14 protein-coding genes are annotated in these 14,743 nt (G+C 75.4%); 6 read left to right on the forward strand and 8 right to left on the reverse strand.

The features are described from left to right. Positions 1–21: 21 nt before the first annotated feature. The 4 genes from ACN9MS_RS19390 (at position 22) to ACN9MS_RS19405 (ending at position 3,872) form a co-directional block, all read left to right on the forward strand. Positions 22–1,095, forward strand: coding sequence for an App1 family protein (locus ACN9MS_RS19390; protein WP_426310012.1), 1,074 nt, complete (start codon positions 22–24; stop codon positions 1,093–1,095). 118 nt (positions 1,096–1,213) lie between these two features. After that, the gene (locus ACN9MS_RS19395; protein ID WP_426310013.1) at positions 1,214–1,861 is read left to right on the forward strand and encodes a SigE family RNA polymerase sigma factor; all 648 of its coding nucleotides are present in this window, start codon (positions 1,214–1,216) and stop codon (positions 1,859–1,861) included. After that, a complete protein-coding gene (locus tag ACN9MS_RS19400; protein WP_426310014.1) occupies positions 1,858–2,967 on the forward strand; it encodes a hypothetical protein in 1,110 nt (369 codons plus the stop codon). The genes ACN9MS_RS19395 and ACN9MS_RS19400 overlap by 4 nt, the downstream gene beginning before the upstream one ends. A 53-nt stretch (positions 2,968–3,020) precedes the next feature. Next, positions 3,021–3,872: a hypothetical protein gene (locus ACN9MS_RS19405; protein WP_426310015.1), complete on the forward strand. Its 852-nt coding sequence runs from the start codon at positions 3,021–3,023 to the stop codon at positions 3,870–3,872. Between the two features lie 87 nt (positions 3,873–3,959). On the opposite strand, the gene ACN9MS_RS19410 is transcribed toward ACN9MS_RS19405, so the two are convergent. The 4 genes from ACN9MS_RS19410 to ACN9MS_RS19425 all read right to left on the reverse strand — a co-directional run bounded on the left by ACN9MS_RS19410 (position 3,960) and on the right by ACN9MS_RS19425 (position 7,683). Beyond that, a complete protein-coding gene (locus tag ACN9MS_RS19410; RefSeq protein ID WP_426310016.1) occupies positions 3,960–5,120 on the reverse strand; it encodes a hypothetical protein in 1,161 nt (386 codons plus the stop codon). A gap of 72 nt (positions 5,121–5,192) precedes the next feature. Further along, positions 5,193–5,639, reverse strand: a complete 447-nt coding sequence (locus tag ACN9MS_RS19415) for a DoxX family protein (protein ID WP_426310017.1) — start codon at positions 5,637–5,639, stop codon at positions 5,193–5,195. Positions 5,640–5,695: 56 nt separating this feature from the next. Continuing rightward, positions 5,696–6,346 carry a response regulator gene (locus ACN9MS_RS19420; RefSeq protein WP_426310018.1) on the reverse strand — a complete coding sequence of 217 codons (651 nt, stop codon included), beginning with the start codon at positions 6,344–6,346 and terminating at the stop codon, positions 5,696–5,698. Then, entirely contained in the window at positions 6,343–7,683 is a 1,341-nt protein-coding gene (locus ACN9MS_RS19425) for a sensor histidine kinase (protein WP_426310019.1), read from the reverse strand. Before ACN9MS_RS19425 ends, ACN9MS_RS19420 begins: the two co-directional genes overlap by 4 nt. 111 nt (positions 7,684–7,794) lie before the next feature. On the opposite strand from ACN9MS_RS19425, the gene ACN9MS_RS19430 reads away from it, so the two are divergent. Continuing rightward, entirely contained in the window at positions 7,795–8,538 is a 744-nt protein-coding gene (locus ACN9MS_RS19430; RefSeq protein ID WP_426310020.1) for a ZIP family metal transporter, read from the forward strand. 3 nt (positions 8,539–8,541) lie between these two features. Here the strand turns inward: ACN9MS_RS19430 and ACN9MS_RS19435 are convergent, their stop codons facing one another. The 3 genes from ACN9MS_RS19435 to ACN9MS_RS19445 all read right to left on the reverse strand — a co-directional run bounded on the left by ACN9MS_RS19435 (position 8,542) and on the right by ACN9MS_RS19445 (position 12,527). Further along, on the reverse strand, positions 8,542–9,186 hold the full coding sequence (locus ACN9MS_RS19435) for a lysophospholipid acyltransferase family protein (protein WP_087470316.1): 645 nt from the start codon (positions 9,184–9,186) through the stop codon (positions 8,542–8,544). An 89-nt stretch (positions 9,187–9,275) separates the two neighbouring features. Next, positions 9,276–10,730, reverse strand: coding sequence for an amino acid permease (locus tag ACN9MS_RS19440; protein ID WP_426310021.1), 1,455 nt, complete (start codon positions 10,728–10,730; stop codon positions 9,276–9,278). Positions 10,731–10,874: 144 nt separating this feature from the next. Then, complete coding sequence (locus ACN9MS_RS19445; RefSeq protein WP_426310022.1) at positions 10,875–12,527, reverse strand: nucleobase:cation symporter-2 family protein; 1,653 nt, start codon at positions 12,525–12,527, stop codon at positions 10,875–10,877. 182 nt (positions 12,528–12,709) lie between these two features. Here ACN9MS_RS19445 and ACN9MS_RS19450 point away from each other — a divergent pair, with 182 nt between their 5' ends. Next, entirely contained in the window at positions 12,710–13,204 is a 495-nt protein-coding gene (locus ACN9MS_RS19450; RefSeq protein ID WP_426310023.1) for a GNAT family N-acetyltransferase, read from the forward strand. 51 nt (positions 13,205–13,255) lie between these two features. On the opposite strand, the gene ACN9MS_RS19455 is transcribed toward ACN9MS_RS19450, so the two are convergent. Then, a complete protein-coding gene (locus tag ACN9MS_RS19455) occupies positions 13,256–14,620 on the reverse strand; it encodes an 8-oxoguanine deaminase (RefSeq protein WP_426310024.1) in 1,365 nt (454 codons plus the stop codon). Positions 14,621–14,743: the final 123 nt, after the last annotated feature.

Consider the following 14,743-nt stretch of genomic DNA (forward strand, 5'->3'; position numbering starts at 1 on the left):
ACCGAGGACACCGCTGCGCCCATGCCCCAGACCGCACCCGTACCGACCGTCACGACCGAGGCCACCCCGAGCCAGCGACCCCACCGGGCGGCGCGGCTCGAGGACCGGTGGCGCGCCGTCGTCTCCCGCTTCCAGAAGGCGCGCGGGTGGCGCCCGCGCGTCGAGCCGTTCGCCGGGTACGGCAGCCCCCGTCGCGTCCGCGTCCTGGGGCGCGTGCTCCTCGCGAGCCCCGCGTTCGACCCCGCGCTGCACGAGCGCGAGTCCGCGGACCGCCGCGGCTGGCGGTACTTCTTCACCGCCCCGGCACCGCGGGAGGAGGTCCGGGTCCACGTGGGCAGCACGACGGTCGACCTCGTGTCCGACCGCGGCGGGTACCTCGACGCGACGATCGACGTCGCGCTCGCCCCCGGCTGGCACGACGTGACGTTCCGTCCCTCCTCGGGCGCGGTCGCGAAGGGCCGCGTGTTCGTCGTGGCCGACGGACGCCGGCTCGGCGTGGTGTCCGACATCGACGACACCGCGATGGTGACCGCCGTCCCCCGCCCGTTCATCGCGGCGTGGAACACCTTCGTGCGGCACTCGAGCGCGCGCGTGCCCGTGCCGGGGATGGCCGCCCTCTACCGCGGGATCGCAGCGGAGCGCCCCGGCACGCCGTTCGTCTACGTCTCGACGGGCGCCTGGAACACCGCCGCGAACCTGCGGCGGTTCCTCCAGCGGCACGGGTTCCCGCCCGGCCCGCTCCTGCTCACCGACTGGGGCCCGACGAACACCGGCTGGTTCCGCAGCGGCCCCGAGCACAAGGACACGTCCCTCGACCGCCTCTTCCGCGAGCTGCCCGACGTCGACTGGCTGCTCGTCGGCGACGACGGCCAGCACGACCCCGAGATCTACGCGCGCGCCGCGAGACGCTACCCGGGTCACGTCGCGGCCGTCGCGATCCGCGAGCTGACGCCCGCGCAGCAGGTCCTCGCCCACGGCTCCCCCCTACCCACGCCGGGCAGCCTCCCCGGCGAGGTCGGCAGCGGCGTCCCGACGGCGTTCGGCCCCGACGGCGACGCCCTCACCCGCGCCCTCGCCCGGGCCCTGCGCCGGTAGGCTCCCGCGGGCGCCGGCCGGATCCGCCGCGCCGACCCGGCCGCTCCCGACCGCACGGGTCCGCGACCCCGCGCGGTCACGGGTGGAACCTTCCGGGCTCCCGCTGCGTGCTGAGGGCGTGACGATCTCGACGGAGTCCACCTTCATGACAGCAGACGACCCACCGTCGCCGGTCGGCTGGGCCGACCGCGACCTGCGCGTGGTCACCGACGCGGGCCACGCGGAGGAGTTCGTGGCGTTCGTCGAGACCGCGAAGGACCCGCTCCACCGGCTCGCGTACTTCCTCTCCGGCGACCACCACCGCGCGGAGGAGCTCACGCAGCAGACGTTCGAGCGCACGTGGCGCTCGTGGCGACGCGCGCGGCAGGGCGACCCGCTCGCGTACGCCCGCACGATCCTCGCCAACCTGCGCGTCGACACGTGGCGGCGCACGCGCCACGAGGTGCTCACGGGCCTCGACCACGACGCACGCCGGCACGCGCCCGACGCGACGGGCCAGGTCCACGACCGCGACGCGGTCGTGCGGGCGCTCCTCACGCTCCCGCTGCGGCAGCGCCGCGTGGTCGTGCTGCGTCACCTGCTCGACCTCTCCGAGGCGGAGGTGTCGCGCGAGCTCGGCATCCCCGTCGGGACCGTGAAGTCCACCGCGTCCCGCGCGCTGGCTCGGCTGCGCGCCACTCTCGGCGACACCGCCGACGCCGCTCCCACCGACACGAGCCTCCGCACCGGCTCGTCGACCTCTTCCGCCGAAGGAGACCGATCGTGACCGACCACGACGACGCGGCGTTCGCCGCTGACCTGCGCACCGCTGTCGCGCCCGACGGCCTGCGCTCGACGCTCGACTCTCACCGCGTCCTGGAGTCCTCGCGGCGTGCCCAGCGCCGTCGCCGGACGGCGGCGCTCTCCGCCACCGCGGGATGCGCCGCCGCGGTCGGGCTGCTCGCGGGCCCCCTGTCACCCCGCGCAGAGGTCGACGCGGCGCCCCCGGCAGCGGCCGCGGGCACCACCGGCGCGGCGGGGGTGGTCGAGATCGCCCCGGGCGTGACGGCCGCCGTCGACCCGCGCGTCCACGACCGCACCGGGGGCGGGATCGTCGTCGACCTCGGACTGCCCACCTGGGAGCCCGGGACGCGGTTCCTCCTCACCGTCGAGCCGGACGCCGTCGACCTCCCGCTGCAGGTCTGGGCCGGCGACGACGCCGACCTCAAGACGCTGCTGACCGGCGCGGGCCTGCCCGACGGTCCCGTGACCACGTCCCGAGGAGACCTCGCCCTCGTGACCGGGCCGGGCGGTGACGACCAGCTCGCCGTCGGGCTCGTGCTCGACCAGGACCTGGTCGAGGAACCGGAGGCCGTGACCGTCGTGGCCCGCGAGACCCTGCGCGGCCCGGAGGGCGAGGCCCGCGCCACCCTCGACCTCCCCGTGTCGCCGCTCGACGCCGGGTCGTGGAGTGGCGTCTTCGCGATGCGGGTCGCGGACGCGCCGACCGACCTCGCCGTTCCCGCCGTCCGCGGGGTCTTCCTGCGTGACGCCTTCGGCAGGAACGTGGGGTACGGCGGCTGCGACACCGACCCCGACCCCGACGCGTGCGCGACGGTCTGGGACGCGGCGGAGGGCTCCCGAACGGCCCCGACACGCAGCAGCGAGCCGTCCGCGGACGACGTCGCCGTGCAGGCCTTCGCCGACGCGTACGCGGCGAGCGACCTGTGGGCCAGCCAGGGTCACTTCGTCACCGCCGCCTGCCCGGAGGAGCGCCGCGCGCTCGACGCGGCGCGCGGACTCGAACGGGACGACGAGGACGACCTGACGTGGCAGTGCGAGGCGGACGACGCGGTCGACTGGTCCCGCTGGACGGGTGACGCCACCTCGTGACCTGCCCGGCGCGCCGGGATGCCGCGCGTCGTCGCGGGTGATTGCCTGAGGGAATGACGACGCCGGAGCTGCCCTTCCCCACGCCCGACCCCGAGCCCGAGCAGCCCCGGCGGACCTGGCCGTGGATCGTGCTCACGATCGTCGCGGTGCTGGTGATCGCCCTGGTCGTGTGGCTCGTCAACCGCCCGGCGGACGACGCTCCGGCGGCGGAGACCCCGACGGCGACGGAGTCCCCGAACCCGTCGCCGACGGACACGGGCACGCCCACCGCCGACACGTCGACGCCCGCCGCCGAGGGGTGCCCCGCGGCGGGCGACGGCGTCCCCGCGGGGGCGGGCACGCACGAGATCGTCGACGTCGACGGCGACGGCCGCCCGGACACCGCGTGGCTGACCGGCGGCGCAGACCGCGCCTTCGGGATCACGACCGCGTCGGGCGCGACGTTCTCCGCGCCGATCGAGTCCGCGAGCCCGGTCGCGGCGAGCGCGATCGTCCAGCTCGTCGCCGCGGGCGACGCCACCGCGCCGGTCGCGCTCGTCGACACGGGCCGTGAGGTCCTGCTGTTCTCCGCCGCCGACTGCGCCGTGACCCCGACGCAGAACGCCCAGGGCGAGCAGTACACGTTCGACAAGGGCTTCACCGGGTTCGGCACGGGCGTCGGCTGCACGGAGGTCGACGGGGAGCTGCACCTCGCGGGTCTGAACGCCGTGTCCGACGACGGCACGTCCTTCACCGTGTCGCGCACCTTCGTCGACCTCGACACGGGCGCGCAGACGGCGACGAACGGCGAGGAGGAGACGGTCGCGCAGGACGCCGGCGCGGACGACCCGGTGGTCACGACCGCGCAGGAGACCAGCTGCGGCGACCTCGTCGCCGGCCAGGACGGCCCGGTCGAGCCCCAGTGACCCCGCCGAGCACGACACGAGGGTCGTCATCCGTCGGACAGCGACCCTCGTGTGGTGCTCGACCGCGCGCGGTGGCGTGCTCGGCCATCACCCGCGGCCGCACGCGCGGCACGTGCCGCGGCGGCGGAGCCAGTAGGCGTAGGTCGCCGCGCCGAGGGCGAGGGACCACACCGGCCACAGGAACGTCGGGCCGACGGCGCCCCACGAGTCCGCCGTGAGCGCCAGCCGGCTCTCGCCGAGCCCGATCACGATGAGCGAGAGCCCCGCGGGGAGCACCGCGACCGCCACGATCGTCGCGGGGACGACCGCCAGCCCGACGGGGACCCTGCGGCCCGCGAGCCCGACCATCCACCGGGGGAAGACCTCGCCCCAGCGCTGGAACAGGCCCAGGGTGAGCACGGCGCCCACGAGCGCGAAGCCGCCCAGCCCGAGCGCCGCGACCAGACCGTCCTTCCCCGCGAGGTCGGCGACGTTCTCCGCCGAGAAGCCGAGCGGGATGCCGAGGACCCACGCGATGCGCGTCACCGCGTAGAACGTCGGGATCGCGGCGGCGACGAGCGCGGCCGTCCGGCCCCAGCGCGCCGCGGCGGCGGGCGTCGTCCAGGCGGGGTCGTGGCCGTCGTGCCGCCGCCCGCACGACGCGCACGCGCCGACCCCGCGGCGCACGAACCGCCACGTCGAGGCGACGAGCAGGGCGCCGCCGGCCAGGAGCGCGAGCTGCGTGAGCGGGCCGGCGCCCAGGAAGTCCTCGAACGCCGCCCGGATCACGGGGTCGAACGGCGCCATGACGAGCGTGACCGGGAGGTACCCGAGCCGCGCCAGGATGGACGCGTCGGTGAGGGCGAGGACCCCGGCCGCGACGAGGGCGGTCGCCGCGACCGTCAGCGCGCGGTCCGCCCGGGCGACGGGGCCGTGCCGAGCCCCGAGCCACGCCCGCAGCGCGGTCGCCGCGCCGACGAGCGCGAGGACCGCGACCCAGGGCGTGAGCGTCGCGCCCGCGACCCCGCTCAGGGCGCCGAACGACAGGTCGTTCGCGTCGCCCACCGCGAGCGTGCCGCCGGTCAGGGTGACGACGAGGGCCGCGACTCCCCCGACCGCCCACCACACCGCGGCGGTCGGGGCGATCCACCGGCCACGGGCGGCGTGCGCCCCGGGACCGGGCGGCGCGCCGGCGGGGGACCCGACGGCGACCGTGCGCGGGCCGGAGGGTGCGGGGACGGAGGACGGGGGCGGGGTTCGTGTGCTCATGCCTCGACCCTCGCGCCCGCCGTCGCGCGCCGGATCCCCCGCGGCGACGACGTCGATCCCCCGTGCGGGGGATCAGTCGCGCGCGGGCCCGCGACGCAGCGCCCGCAGCGCGCCCGTGGACCACAGCGCCCACGCCACGAGGACCGGCTGGAAGAACAGGCGCACGAACCGCTTGGCGTCGGTGTCCAGGCCGAACCCGTCCTTGCCCTCGAGCCACTGGCCGACGTTGCCCGGGAAGATCACGACGAAGAACGCGGCGGCGACCAGGCCCACCGCGACCCGCCAGCGGGACAGCACGACGAGCGAGCCGCCCAGCGCGATCTCGACGGCCCCCGAGGCGAGGACCGTCACGTCCTCGTCGACCGGGAACCAGGACGGCACCTGGGCCTGGAACTCCTCCCGCGCGACCGTGAGGTGGCTGACGCCCGCACCCACCAGGGCGACCCCGAGGGCGACGCGGGCGAGCGTCGCGACGGGCGGGACGGGCGGTGCGGGGCGGGAGAGCACGGAGAGGTCCATGGCGCGATCGTCGCACCGGGCCGGGGCACGCGCAGCGCTACGTGCCGGACCGCCCGTCAGCCGGCCCGCACGAACCCGGACTCGTAGGCGCGCACGACGGCCTGCGTGCGGTCGCGCACGCCGAGCTTGGCGAGCACGTTGCCGACGTGCGTGCGCACCGTCTCGACACCGAGGTAGAGCTCGGCCGCGATCTCGGCGTTCGACAGCCCCTGCGCGACGAGCCGCAACACCTCGCCCTCACGCTCGGTGAGGTGCGCGGCGCGCAGCTCGTCGCCCGCAGGCGGTCGCACCGTCGCGAGCCGCCGCACCGCGTCGGGGAACAGGAGCGACTCGCCGCGTGCGACGACCCGCACGGCCTGCGCGACCTCCTCCGGCCGCGCGCGTTTGAGCAGGAACCCGTGCGCGCCCGCCCGCAGCGCGTCGAGCACGTGGTCGTCGTTCTCGAACGTCGTGAGGACCAGCACGCGCGGCGCGGCGTCGCGGGCGAGGAGGGCGCGCGTCGCCGCGATGCCGTCGACGCGCGGCATGCGCACGTCCATGAGCACGACGTCGGGGCGCGCCCGGGCGACGACCCCCGGCACCTCCGCGCCGTCCCCCGCCTCGCCGACGACCTCGAGGTCCGGCTCCGCGCCGAGGATGACGCGCAGCCCTGCGCGCACGAGCGGCTCGTCGTCCACGAGCACCACGCGCGTCGTCCTGTCCGTCATCCGCCCGATCCTGCCAGCGGGAACGTGGCGCGCACGACCCACGCGCCGCCGTCGGGCGCGGGTCCCGCCGACAGCTCTCCGCGCAGCAGGTGGGCCCGCTCCCGCATGCCCGCGAGACCGCGACCCGCGCGGCCGGGACCGTCGGGTGCCCGACGACGCGTGCCCGGCCCGAGCGGGTTGCGCACCTCGACGGCGAGCGCGCCGCCCGGACCCCGCGCCACAGCGACGGCGACCGGCTCGCCCGGGGCGTGCCGGAGCGCGTTCGTGAGCGCCTCCTGGACCACGCGGTACGCCTCCTGCGATACCGCGCGCGGCACGTCCGGCAGCACGGCGTCGCCCTGCGCGAGGCGCACGTCGACTCCCGTGCGGCGCGCGTCGTCGAGCAGGGCGTCGAGGTCGGCGAGAGTGCGCGCCGGGCTGCGCACGGGCGCGCGCGGTCCGCCTGCCTCGGCCGGCCACGCCTCCGCGCGGAGCAGCCCGAGGACGTGGTCGAGGTCCGCCATCGCGGTGCGGCCCGTCTCCTCGATCGCAGCGAGCGCGGCACGTGCGGCGACCGGGTCGCGATCGAGGAGACGGGCGGCCGCGGCGGCCTGGAGGGTCGTGACGGTCAGGGCGTGGCCCACCGAGTCGTGGAGCTCGCGCGCGAGCCGGCCCCGCTCGGCGGCGCGGTCGGCCGCGGCCTCCAGCTCGGCGATGCGCTCCGACTGGTCGGGGCCGAGGAGCGGGAGGGCCGCCTGCCGGAGCACCGCGCGCGCGAGCGCGACGGCGTACGGGACGGCGAGCAGCGCGAGCGCCGCGGTGACCAGCCACGTCCACGCGGGCAGCGCCTCCCACGGCCGCCAGTCGGTGAGGAGCACCGGCTCGACCCCCGTCGCGGAGAGGACGAGCTGCGTCGCGACCGGGACGAGGAACAGCACCACGACGAGCACCGCGGCGCCGAGCGCGAGGTGCAGCCCGTACCAGGCCGCGGCGCGCCAGCGGGTGGCCGCGCCCGGGGGCGAGTCACCCGCTGGCACGGGCACGTCGACGTCGAGGAACGTCCGCACGGCCGCGATCTCGAGCGCGCGGACGGGGGCGAGGAACGGCGGCGTGCTCACGAGGACCGCGGAGACGAGCGCGAGGACGAGGGTCGCGACGCGCGGCGTCTGCAGCGAGGCGAACATCTGCACGAACCCGGCGACCAGCGTCACGTACGCGCCGGCGACCACGCCACCGACCACGAGGTAGACCCCGGCCCGGACGGTGGCCGCGCTGCGCAGCGGTGCGACGACTCGTCCCCACCCACCCCGCCCCGGCGCGGTCGCCGCACGGGTGGGGCGGGCGTCGTCGGGCGTCATGGCCCCAGTCTCGCGGGACCGGGCAGGGCGCGCCTCCCCCGGCCGGGGGAACCGCACGAGCCGACCGCCCGTCCCCGCGCGGTCCCGGCCGGCCGCTGGTCCAATGGGCCCATGATCGGCTTCTGGTGGGGCCTCGTGGGGGCGTCGTCGCTGCTCCTCGGCGCGGCGCTGGTCTTCTGGCGGCCGCCGGGCCAGCGCCTCGTCGGGCTCATCATGGCGTTCGGGTCGGGCGTGCTCATCAGCGCGGTCGCGTACGACCTCGTGGAGGACGCGTCCACGCACGCGAGCGGCCTCGTGCTGCTCGCCGGCCTCGCGGGCGGGGCGCTGACGTTCTTCGTCGGCGACCGGATCATCGACCGGATGGGCGGCGAGGGACGCAAGCGGTCCACCGGCGTGCAGGCGGAGTCCGTCCAGGCGGCGGGCGGCACGGGCGGTGCGGCGATCGCCCTCGGCACGGTGCTCGACGGCATCCCCGAGTCGGTCGTGCTCGGCGCGACGCTCATCGGGGGCGGCGGGGTGAGCGTCGCGATGCTCGCCGCCGTGTTCGTCTCGAACCTGCCCGAGGCGATGTCCGCGACGTCCGGGCTGCTCAAGGCGGGCACGAGGCCGTCGCGGCTCTGGGTGCTGTGGGGGTCGACGACCCTGGTCTCGGCGCTCGCGGCCGGGATCGGCTACGTCGCGCTGGACGGCGCGTCGCCCGCCGTCGTGGCGGTCACGCAGGCGTTCGCCGCCGGGGCGCTGCTCACCATGCTCGTCGACACGATGATCCCCGAGGCGACGGAGTTCGGCGGCCCGGTCACCGGGCTCGTCACGGTGCTGGGCTTCGCGACGGCGTTCGGGCTGAGCTCGCTCTGAGCGTCAGGCCGCGAGGTCCTGGCCGCTCATGCGGTGGATCGACGCCATGACCTCGTCCGTGAGCTCGCGCCGCGCCTGCGCGGGCTTGGTGCCCGCGGTGATCTGGCGCTGCGGGTCGATGGGCTTGCCGAAGTGCACCTGCACGCGGTGCAGGCGCGGGATCCGCTTGCCGATGGGCTGGACCTTGTCCGTGCCGCGCACGGCGACGGGGACGACCGGGGCGTGCCCGGCGAGCGCCAGCCACGCCACGCCGGTGCGGCCCGCGTGCAGCTTGCCGTCGCGCGAGCGCGTGCCCTCGGGGTAGATGCCGAACGCGCCACCGCGCTGGAGCACCTCGAGCGCGTCCTCGAGCGAGCGCTGCCCGGCGCGCGGGTCGTCGCGCTGGACGGGGATCATGCCGATCGTGGTGAAGAACCAGCGCGACAGGCGGCCCTTGAGCCCGCGGCCGGTGAAGTACTCGGCCTTGGCGAGGAACGTGACGTGCCGCGGCGCGACGATCGGGATGAGGATCGAGTCGATGAACGACAGGTGGTTGCTCGCGAGGATGACCGCCCCGTTGCGCGGGATGTTGTTGCGTCCGGTCACCTGTGGCCGCAGCAGCACGTAGGCGAGCAGCGACAGGATGAGCCTCAGGACGCGGTAGGTCATTCGTTCATTGTGCACTCTCGTCGGCGCACGTCCGTGCACGCGGCGTTCGTCCCCGGTGTCCCCGCAGGTCGTCCGGCGTCACCTCCGGTTCACGCGTCGCGGCGCGCCTCCGCCGACCCGACGCGCCGCGCGCGGCCGCGGTGCGTCAGCGCGTAGAGGGCCAGGATGACGACCACGAGGCCGGCGGTGGACAGGAGCTGGGCGCGCGCGGCGGCGTCGGTCAGCATGAGGACGGCCAGCGCCGCGAGACCTGCGAGCACGGCCCACGTGAGCCACGGGAAGCCCCACATGCGCAGCGTCATGGGCTCGCCCGACGCGCGCGCCTGCTCCTCGATCCGGCGGCGAAGCCGGAGCTGCGACACGGCCACGAGCACCCACACGACGAGCAGCGCCGCGCCCACCGCGTTGAGGAGGATGCCGAGCAGCGCCTCGGGCAGGAGCCAGTTGAGCCCGACCGCGACGAGCGCGAAGAACACCGACACGAGCACCGAGACCCACGGCACGTCACGCCCGGACACGCGCCGCAGCGCCCGCGGCCCGTCGCCGCGCCCGGCGAGCGAGTACGCCATGCGCGACGTCCCGTAGACGTTCGCGTTGAACGCCGACAGGAGCGCGATCACCACGACCACCTCCATGACGCGCGCGGCGCCCTGGAGCCCGGCGAGGTCGAGCACCGCGACGAACGGGCTCTCCGCGAGCAGCGGCGAGTCCCACGGCAGGACGAGCACCATGATCGCGACCGAGCCCAGGTAGAACACGAGGATCCGCCACACGATGCTGCGGGTCGCGCGCGCGACGGCGGTGCGCGGCTCGCGCGCCTCCGCCGCGGCGATCGTGACGATCTCGATGCCGCCGAACGCGAAGACGACGACGAGCAGCCCCGCGGCGATCCCTCCCCAGCCCTCGGGCGCGAAGCCGCCGTGGCCCAGGAGGTTCGACGTGCCGACAGGATCGGTCCCGGGCAGCAGCCCGAGGACCAGCAGGACGCCGACGACGAGGAAGCCGACGATCGCCGCGACCTTGACGAACGCGAACCAGAACTCCAGCTCGCCGAACTGTCGCACGCCCCACAGGTTGATCACCGCGAACACGACGACCACGGCGAGCGCGACGCCCCACTGCGGCAGGTCGGGATACCAGCCGGTGACGATGCGCGCGGCACCGGTGATCTCCGCACCGAGCACCATGACGAGCATGAACCAGTAGAGCCAGCCCAGCAGGAACCCGGCCCACGGGCCGAGCGCCTCCTCCGCGTAGACCGAGAAGGACCCGCTCGCGGGCCGCGCGCTCGCCATCTCGGCGAGCATCCGCATGACGAGGATGACGACGACGCCCGCGATCGCGTACGACACGAGCACGGCGGGACCGGCGGTCGCGATCCCGACGCCCGAGCCGAGGAACAGGCCCGCCCCGATCGCGGAGCCGAGCCCCATCATCGTCAGGTGCCGCGTCCGCAGCCCGGTGCCGAGGTGGTCGGAGGTCGGGCTCTCGGCCGGCGCCCGGCTCGCGGTCGGCGCCGGAGGCTCGGGCGTGGGGGTGCTCATGGTGCGGTCCTGCGGTCGGGGTGCCGGCGTCGTGCTCGACGCCGACCCACGACGCTACACGTCCCGGGCACGACGGCGCCCCGCACCCGGCGCGAGGGGGTCGCTCGGGTGCGGGGCGCGTCGGGCACGACGCTGTGCCGGCGCCTACGGGGTCGCGGTCCGCGGGAGCGGCGCGACGGCGTGGTGCCGCGGTGCGGCGCTCTCGCCGCCGGTCGCCTCGGCGGGCGGTGCGGGCTGCGCAGCGGCGTCGGTGCTGTCGTCGGCGGGTCGGCCGTCGTGGTCCTGGCCGCCGCTCGGGGCGGCCGAGGTCGCCGGCTCGGGAGCCGTCGCGTCGCCGGCCACGGGGCCTCGGGTCGAGCCGTTGATGACGCCGTCGTCCTCGAGGTCGTCGAGGTCGCCCTCGTCCACGGAGCTCGCGCCGTGCTCCGCGCCTGCGGCGAACACGGACGGGTCGGGCGGGTTGCCGAGCTTGACGTGGTTGAACAGCAGGTTGAGCAGGATCGCCATGACCGCGGCGGAGCTGATGCCCGAGTGGAAGATGATGCCGAACCACGTGGGGAACTGGTCGTAGAAGTCGGGCTTGGCGATGGGGATCATGCCGAACGAGATCGACGCCGCCACGATGATGAGGTTCATCGGCCTCGAGTAGTCGACCTTCGCGAGCGTGCGGATGCCGGATGCCGCGACGGAGCCGAACAGCACGACGCCCGCACCACCGAGGACCGGCGTCGGCACCGCGGCCACGACGCGGCCCAGGATCGGCAGGAGGCCGAGGACCACGAGGATCGCACCGCCCGCCGCGACGACGAACCGGGACTTCACGCCCGTGATGGCCACGAGCCCGACGTTCTGCGCGAACGCCGACTGCGTGAACGACCCGAAGAACGGGGAGACGACGGACGACGCCATGTCGGCGCGCAGGCCGTTCGCGATGCGCTTGCGGTCCACCTTGGTGTCGACGATCTCGCCCACGGCGATGATGTCCGCCGTCGTCTCGGTGAGGGTCACGAGGATGACGATGAGCATCGAGATGATCGCCGCGATCTCGAACGTCGGGGCGCCGAAGCCGAGGAACGACGGGAACGCGGCCACCGGGCCGTCGCCGACCCCGGAGAAGTCCGCCTTGCCGAGCGCGAGCGCGATGAGGGTGCCGACGACGATCGCGATGAGGATGGACAGGCGCGAGATCGTGCCGCTGCCGACCTTCGACAGCAGGATGACGATCGCGAACGTCAGCGCGGCGAGGCCGATGTTGCTCACCGAGCCGTAGTCGGGCGCGCTCGCGTTGCCGCCCATCGCCCAGTTCGCCGCGACGGGCATGAGCGTCAGGCCGATCGTCGTGATGACGACGCCCGTGACGACCGGGGGGAAGAACCGGATGATCTGCGCGAAGAACGGCGTGATGAGCAGGCCGACCGCCGACGCGACGAGCACCGCGCCCAGCACCCCCGGGATCCCTCCCCCGCCGTTGACGATCGCGACCATGGTCGACACGCCCGCGAACGACACGCCCTGCACGAGCGGGAGCTGCGACCCGAAGAACGGGATGCCGAGCGTCTGGAGGATCGTCGCGAGGCCGCCCATGAAGAGGGACGCCGCGACGAGCGTCCCGATCTCGGCCCCGGTCAGCCCGGCGGCGCCGCCCACGATGAGCGGCGGGGCGATGATGCCGCCGTACATCGTGAGCACGTGCTGGAACCCGTACCCGAACGTCGACCCGATGGGCAGCCGCTCGTCCTCGGGGCGTACCGGACGACGTTCGGCGCCGTCCGCGGCCCTCGTGGCTCGCGCGTTCATAGCGGACCTCCTCGTCAGCTATCGTTCCGCTTGGCGGAAAACTACTTCCACTATTCGAACGCCAAGTGTGACGCGTGTCAAGTCCCCTCCGGCAACTCGCGCGTGGCCTGCGGCGACGGCCCCGGTACGCCGACGCGGTCAAAGCGCTGGCCCCGCCCGCCCCGCCTCCGTAGCCTCCAGCGGTGACCATCACGCTCCGCCCCTACCGCCCCACGGACCTCGACACCGTCGCCGACCTGTCGCTGCGCGCGTGGGAGGACGCCTTCGCCGCGTGGCGCGCGATCCTCGGCGAGCGCCTCTACGGGCTCGCCTACCCCGACTGGCGGCGCAGCCAGGAGGCGGAGGTGCGCGCTGCGTGCGAGAAGCACCCCGCGACGACGGTCGTCGCGGAGCGGGCCGGCCGGGTCGTCGGGTTCGCCACCGCGGTGGTCGGCGAGCCTCCTGCCGAGGGAGCCCGCACCGGCGACCTCGAGATCATCGCCGTCGACCCCGACGCGCAGGGCGAGGGCATCGGGCGGCTCCTCGTGGACGCCGCGCTGCAGCACCTGCGCGACGCCGGGTGCGCGTACGCCAACGTCTGGACCGGCGGCGACCCGGGCCACGACGCCGCGCGCGCCCTGTACGAGTCGAGCGGGTTCACCGCCCTCCCCGTCGTCCACTACTACCGCGAGCTCTGAGCGCGGCGGGGACGCCCCGGTCGGTGGCCGGGCCGCCCCCGCCGGCGCGCGTCAGCCCCCGACGAGGCGGCGGGCCGCGGCCGAGTGCTCGGCCACCAGGGCGTCGAGGTCGAGACCCGGGATCGCGCCGTCGACCACGCGCCACTCGCCGCCGACCATGACGCGGTCCGCGCGGTCGGCCCCGCACAGCAGGAGCGCCGCGACCGGGTCGTGCGAGCCGGAGAAGCGCAGCTCGTCGAGGCGCCACAGCGCGAGGTCCGCCTGCTTGCCGACGGCGAGCACGCCGACGTCGTCCCGGCCCAGGACGCGCGCCGACCCGCGCGTGCCCCAGCCGAGCGCGCGGGTCACGGGGATGTCGGCGCCGTACTTGAGGCGCTGGAGGTAGAGCGCCTGGCGTGCCTCGAGGATCATCGTCGACGCGTCGTTCGACGCCGAGCCGTCGACCCCGAGCCCGACGGGCGCGCCCGCGTCCTCGAGCTCCACGGCCCGGGCGATCCCGGACGCGAGGCGCATGTTCGACGTCGGACAGTGCGCGACGCCGGTGCCGGCGGCCCCGAGACGGCGCACCTCCTCGTCGTCGAAGTGGATGCCGTGGCCGAGCCACGCGCGGTCCGTGAGCCAGCCGACCGACTCGAGGTAGTCGACCGTGCGCATCCCGAAGCGCTCGCGGCAGAAGTCCTCCTCGTCGATCGTCTCGGCGAGGTGCGTGTGCAGGCGGACGTCGAGGTCCTCCGCGAGCGCCGCGCTCTCGCGCATCGCGTCGGTCGTCACCGAGAACGGCGAGCACGGCGCGAGCGCGATCTGGACCTGCGCCCCGGCGCCCCGCTCGTGATAGCGCTCCACGAGGCGCTGCGAGTCGGCGAGGATCACGTCCAGGCTCTGCACGACCGACTGGGGCGGCAGGCCGCCGTCGTCCTGGCCGAGCGTCATGGACCCGCGCGTGAGGGTCGCGCGCATCCCGATCCGCTGGACCGCCGCGACCTGGAGGTCGATCGCGTCGTCGAGACCGGCCGGGAAGACGTAGTGGTGGTCGGCCGCCGTCGTGCAGCCGGAGAGCAGCAGCTCGGCGAGCGCGACCGTCGTCGCGAGCTCGTGGTCCCGCGGGGTCAGGCGCGCCCACACCGGGTAGAGGCGCTGGAGCCAGGGGAAGAGCGGGGCGTCGGCGACCGGCCCCCAGGCGCGCGTGAGCGTCTGGTAGAAGTGGTGGTGCGTGTTGATCAGCCCGGGCGTGAGCACGTGCTGCGAGGCGTCGAACGTCGCGTCGACCGGGGCGGACGGCTGCCCGCCCGCCGCGACGACCTCGACGATCACCCCGTCCTCGACGACGACGCCGCCGCGCGCGTCGGGCGCGTCCGGGGAGTCGTCCGCGGTGAAGACGCCGAGGGGGTCGCGGACCCAGGTGCGGGTGCTGGTCATGGTGCCTCCTGGTGGCTCGTGCTCACCGAGGCGCGGCTCCGGCGCCACGGTGCGCCGGCTCAGTGGTCCTGTCTGCCGATCCAGGTGCCGCGAGAACCGCGGCTGGGCCGACCGTAGGCCGGG

Origin of the sequence: Cellulosimicrobium sp. E-16 (assembly GCF_049913115.1) — a bacterium.
Lineage (GTDB): Bacteria > Actinomycetota > Actinomycetes > Actinomycetales > Cellulomonadaceae > Cellulosimicrobium.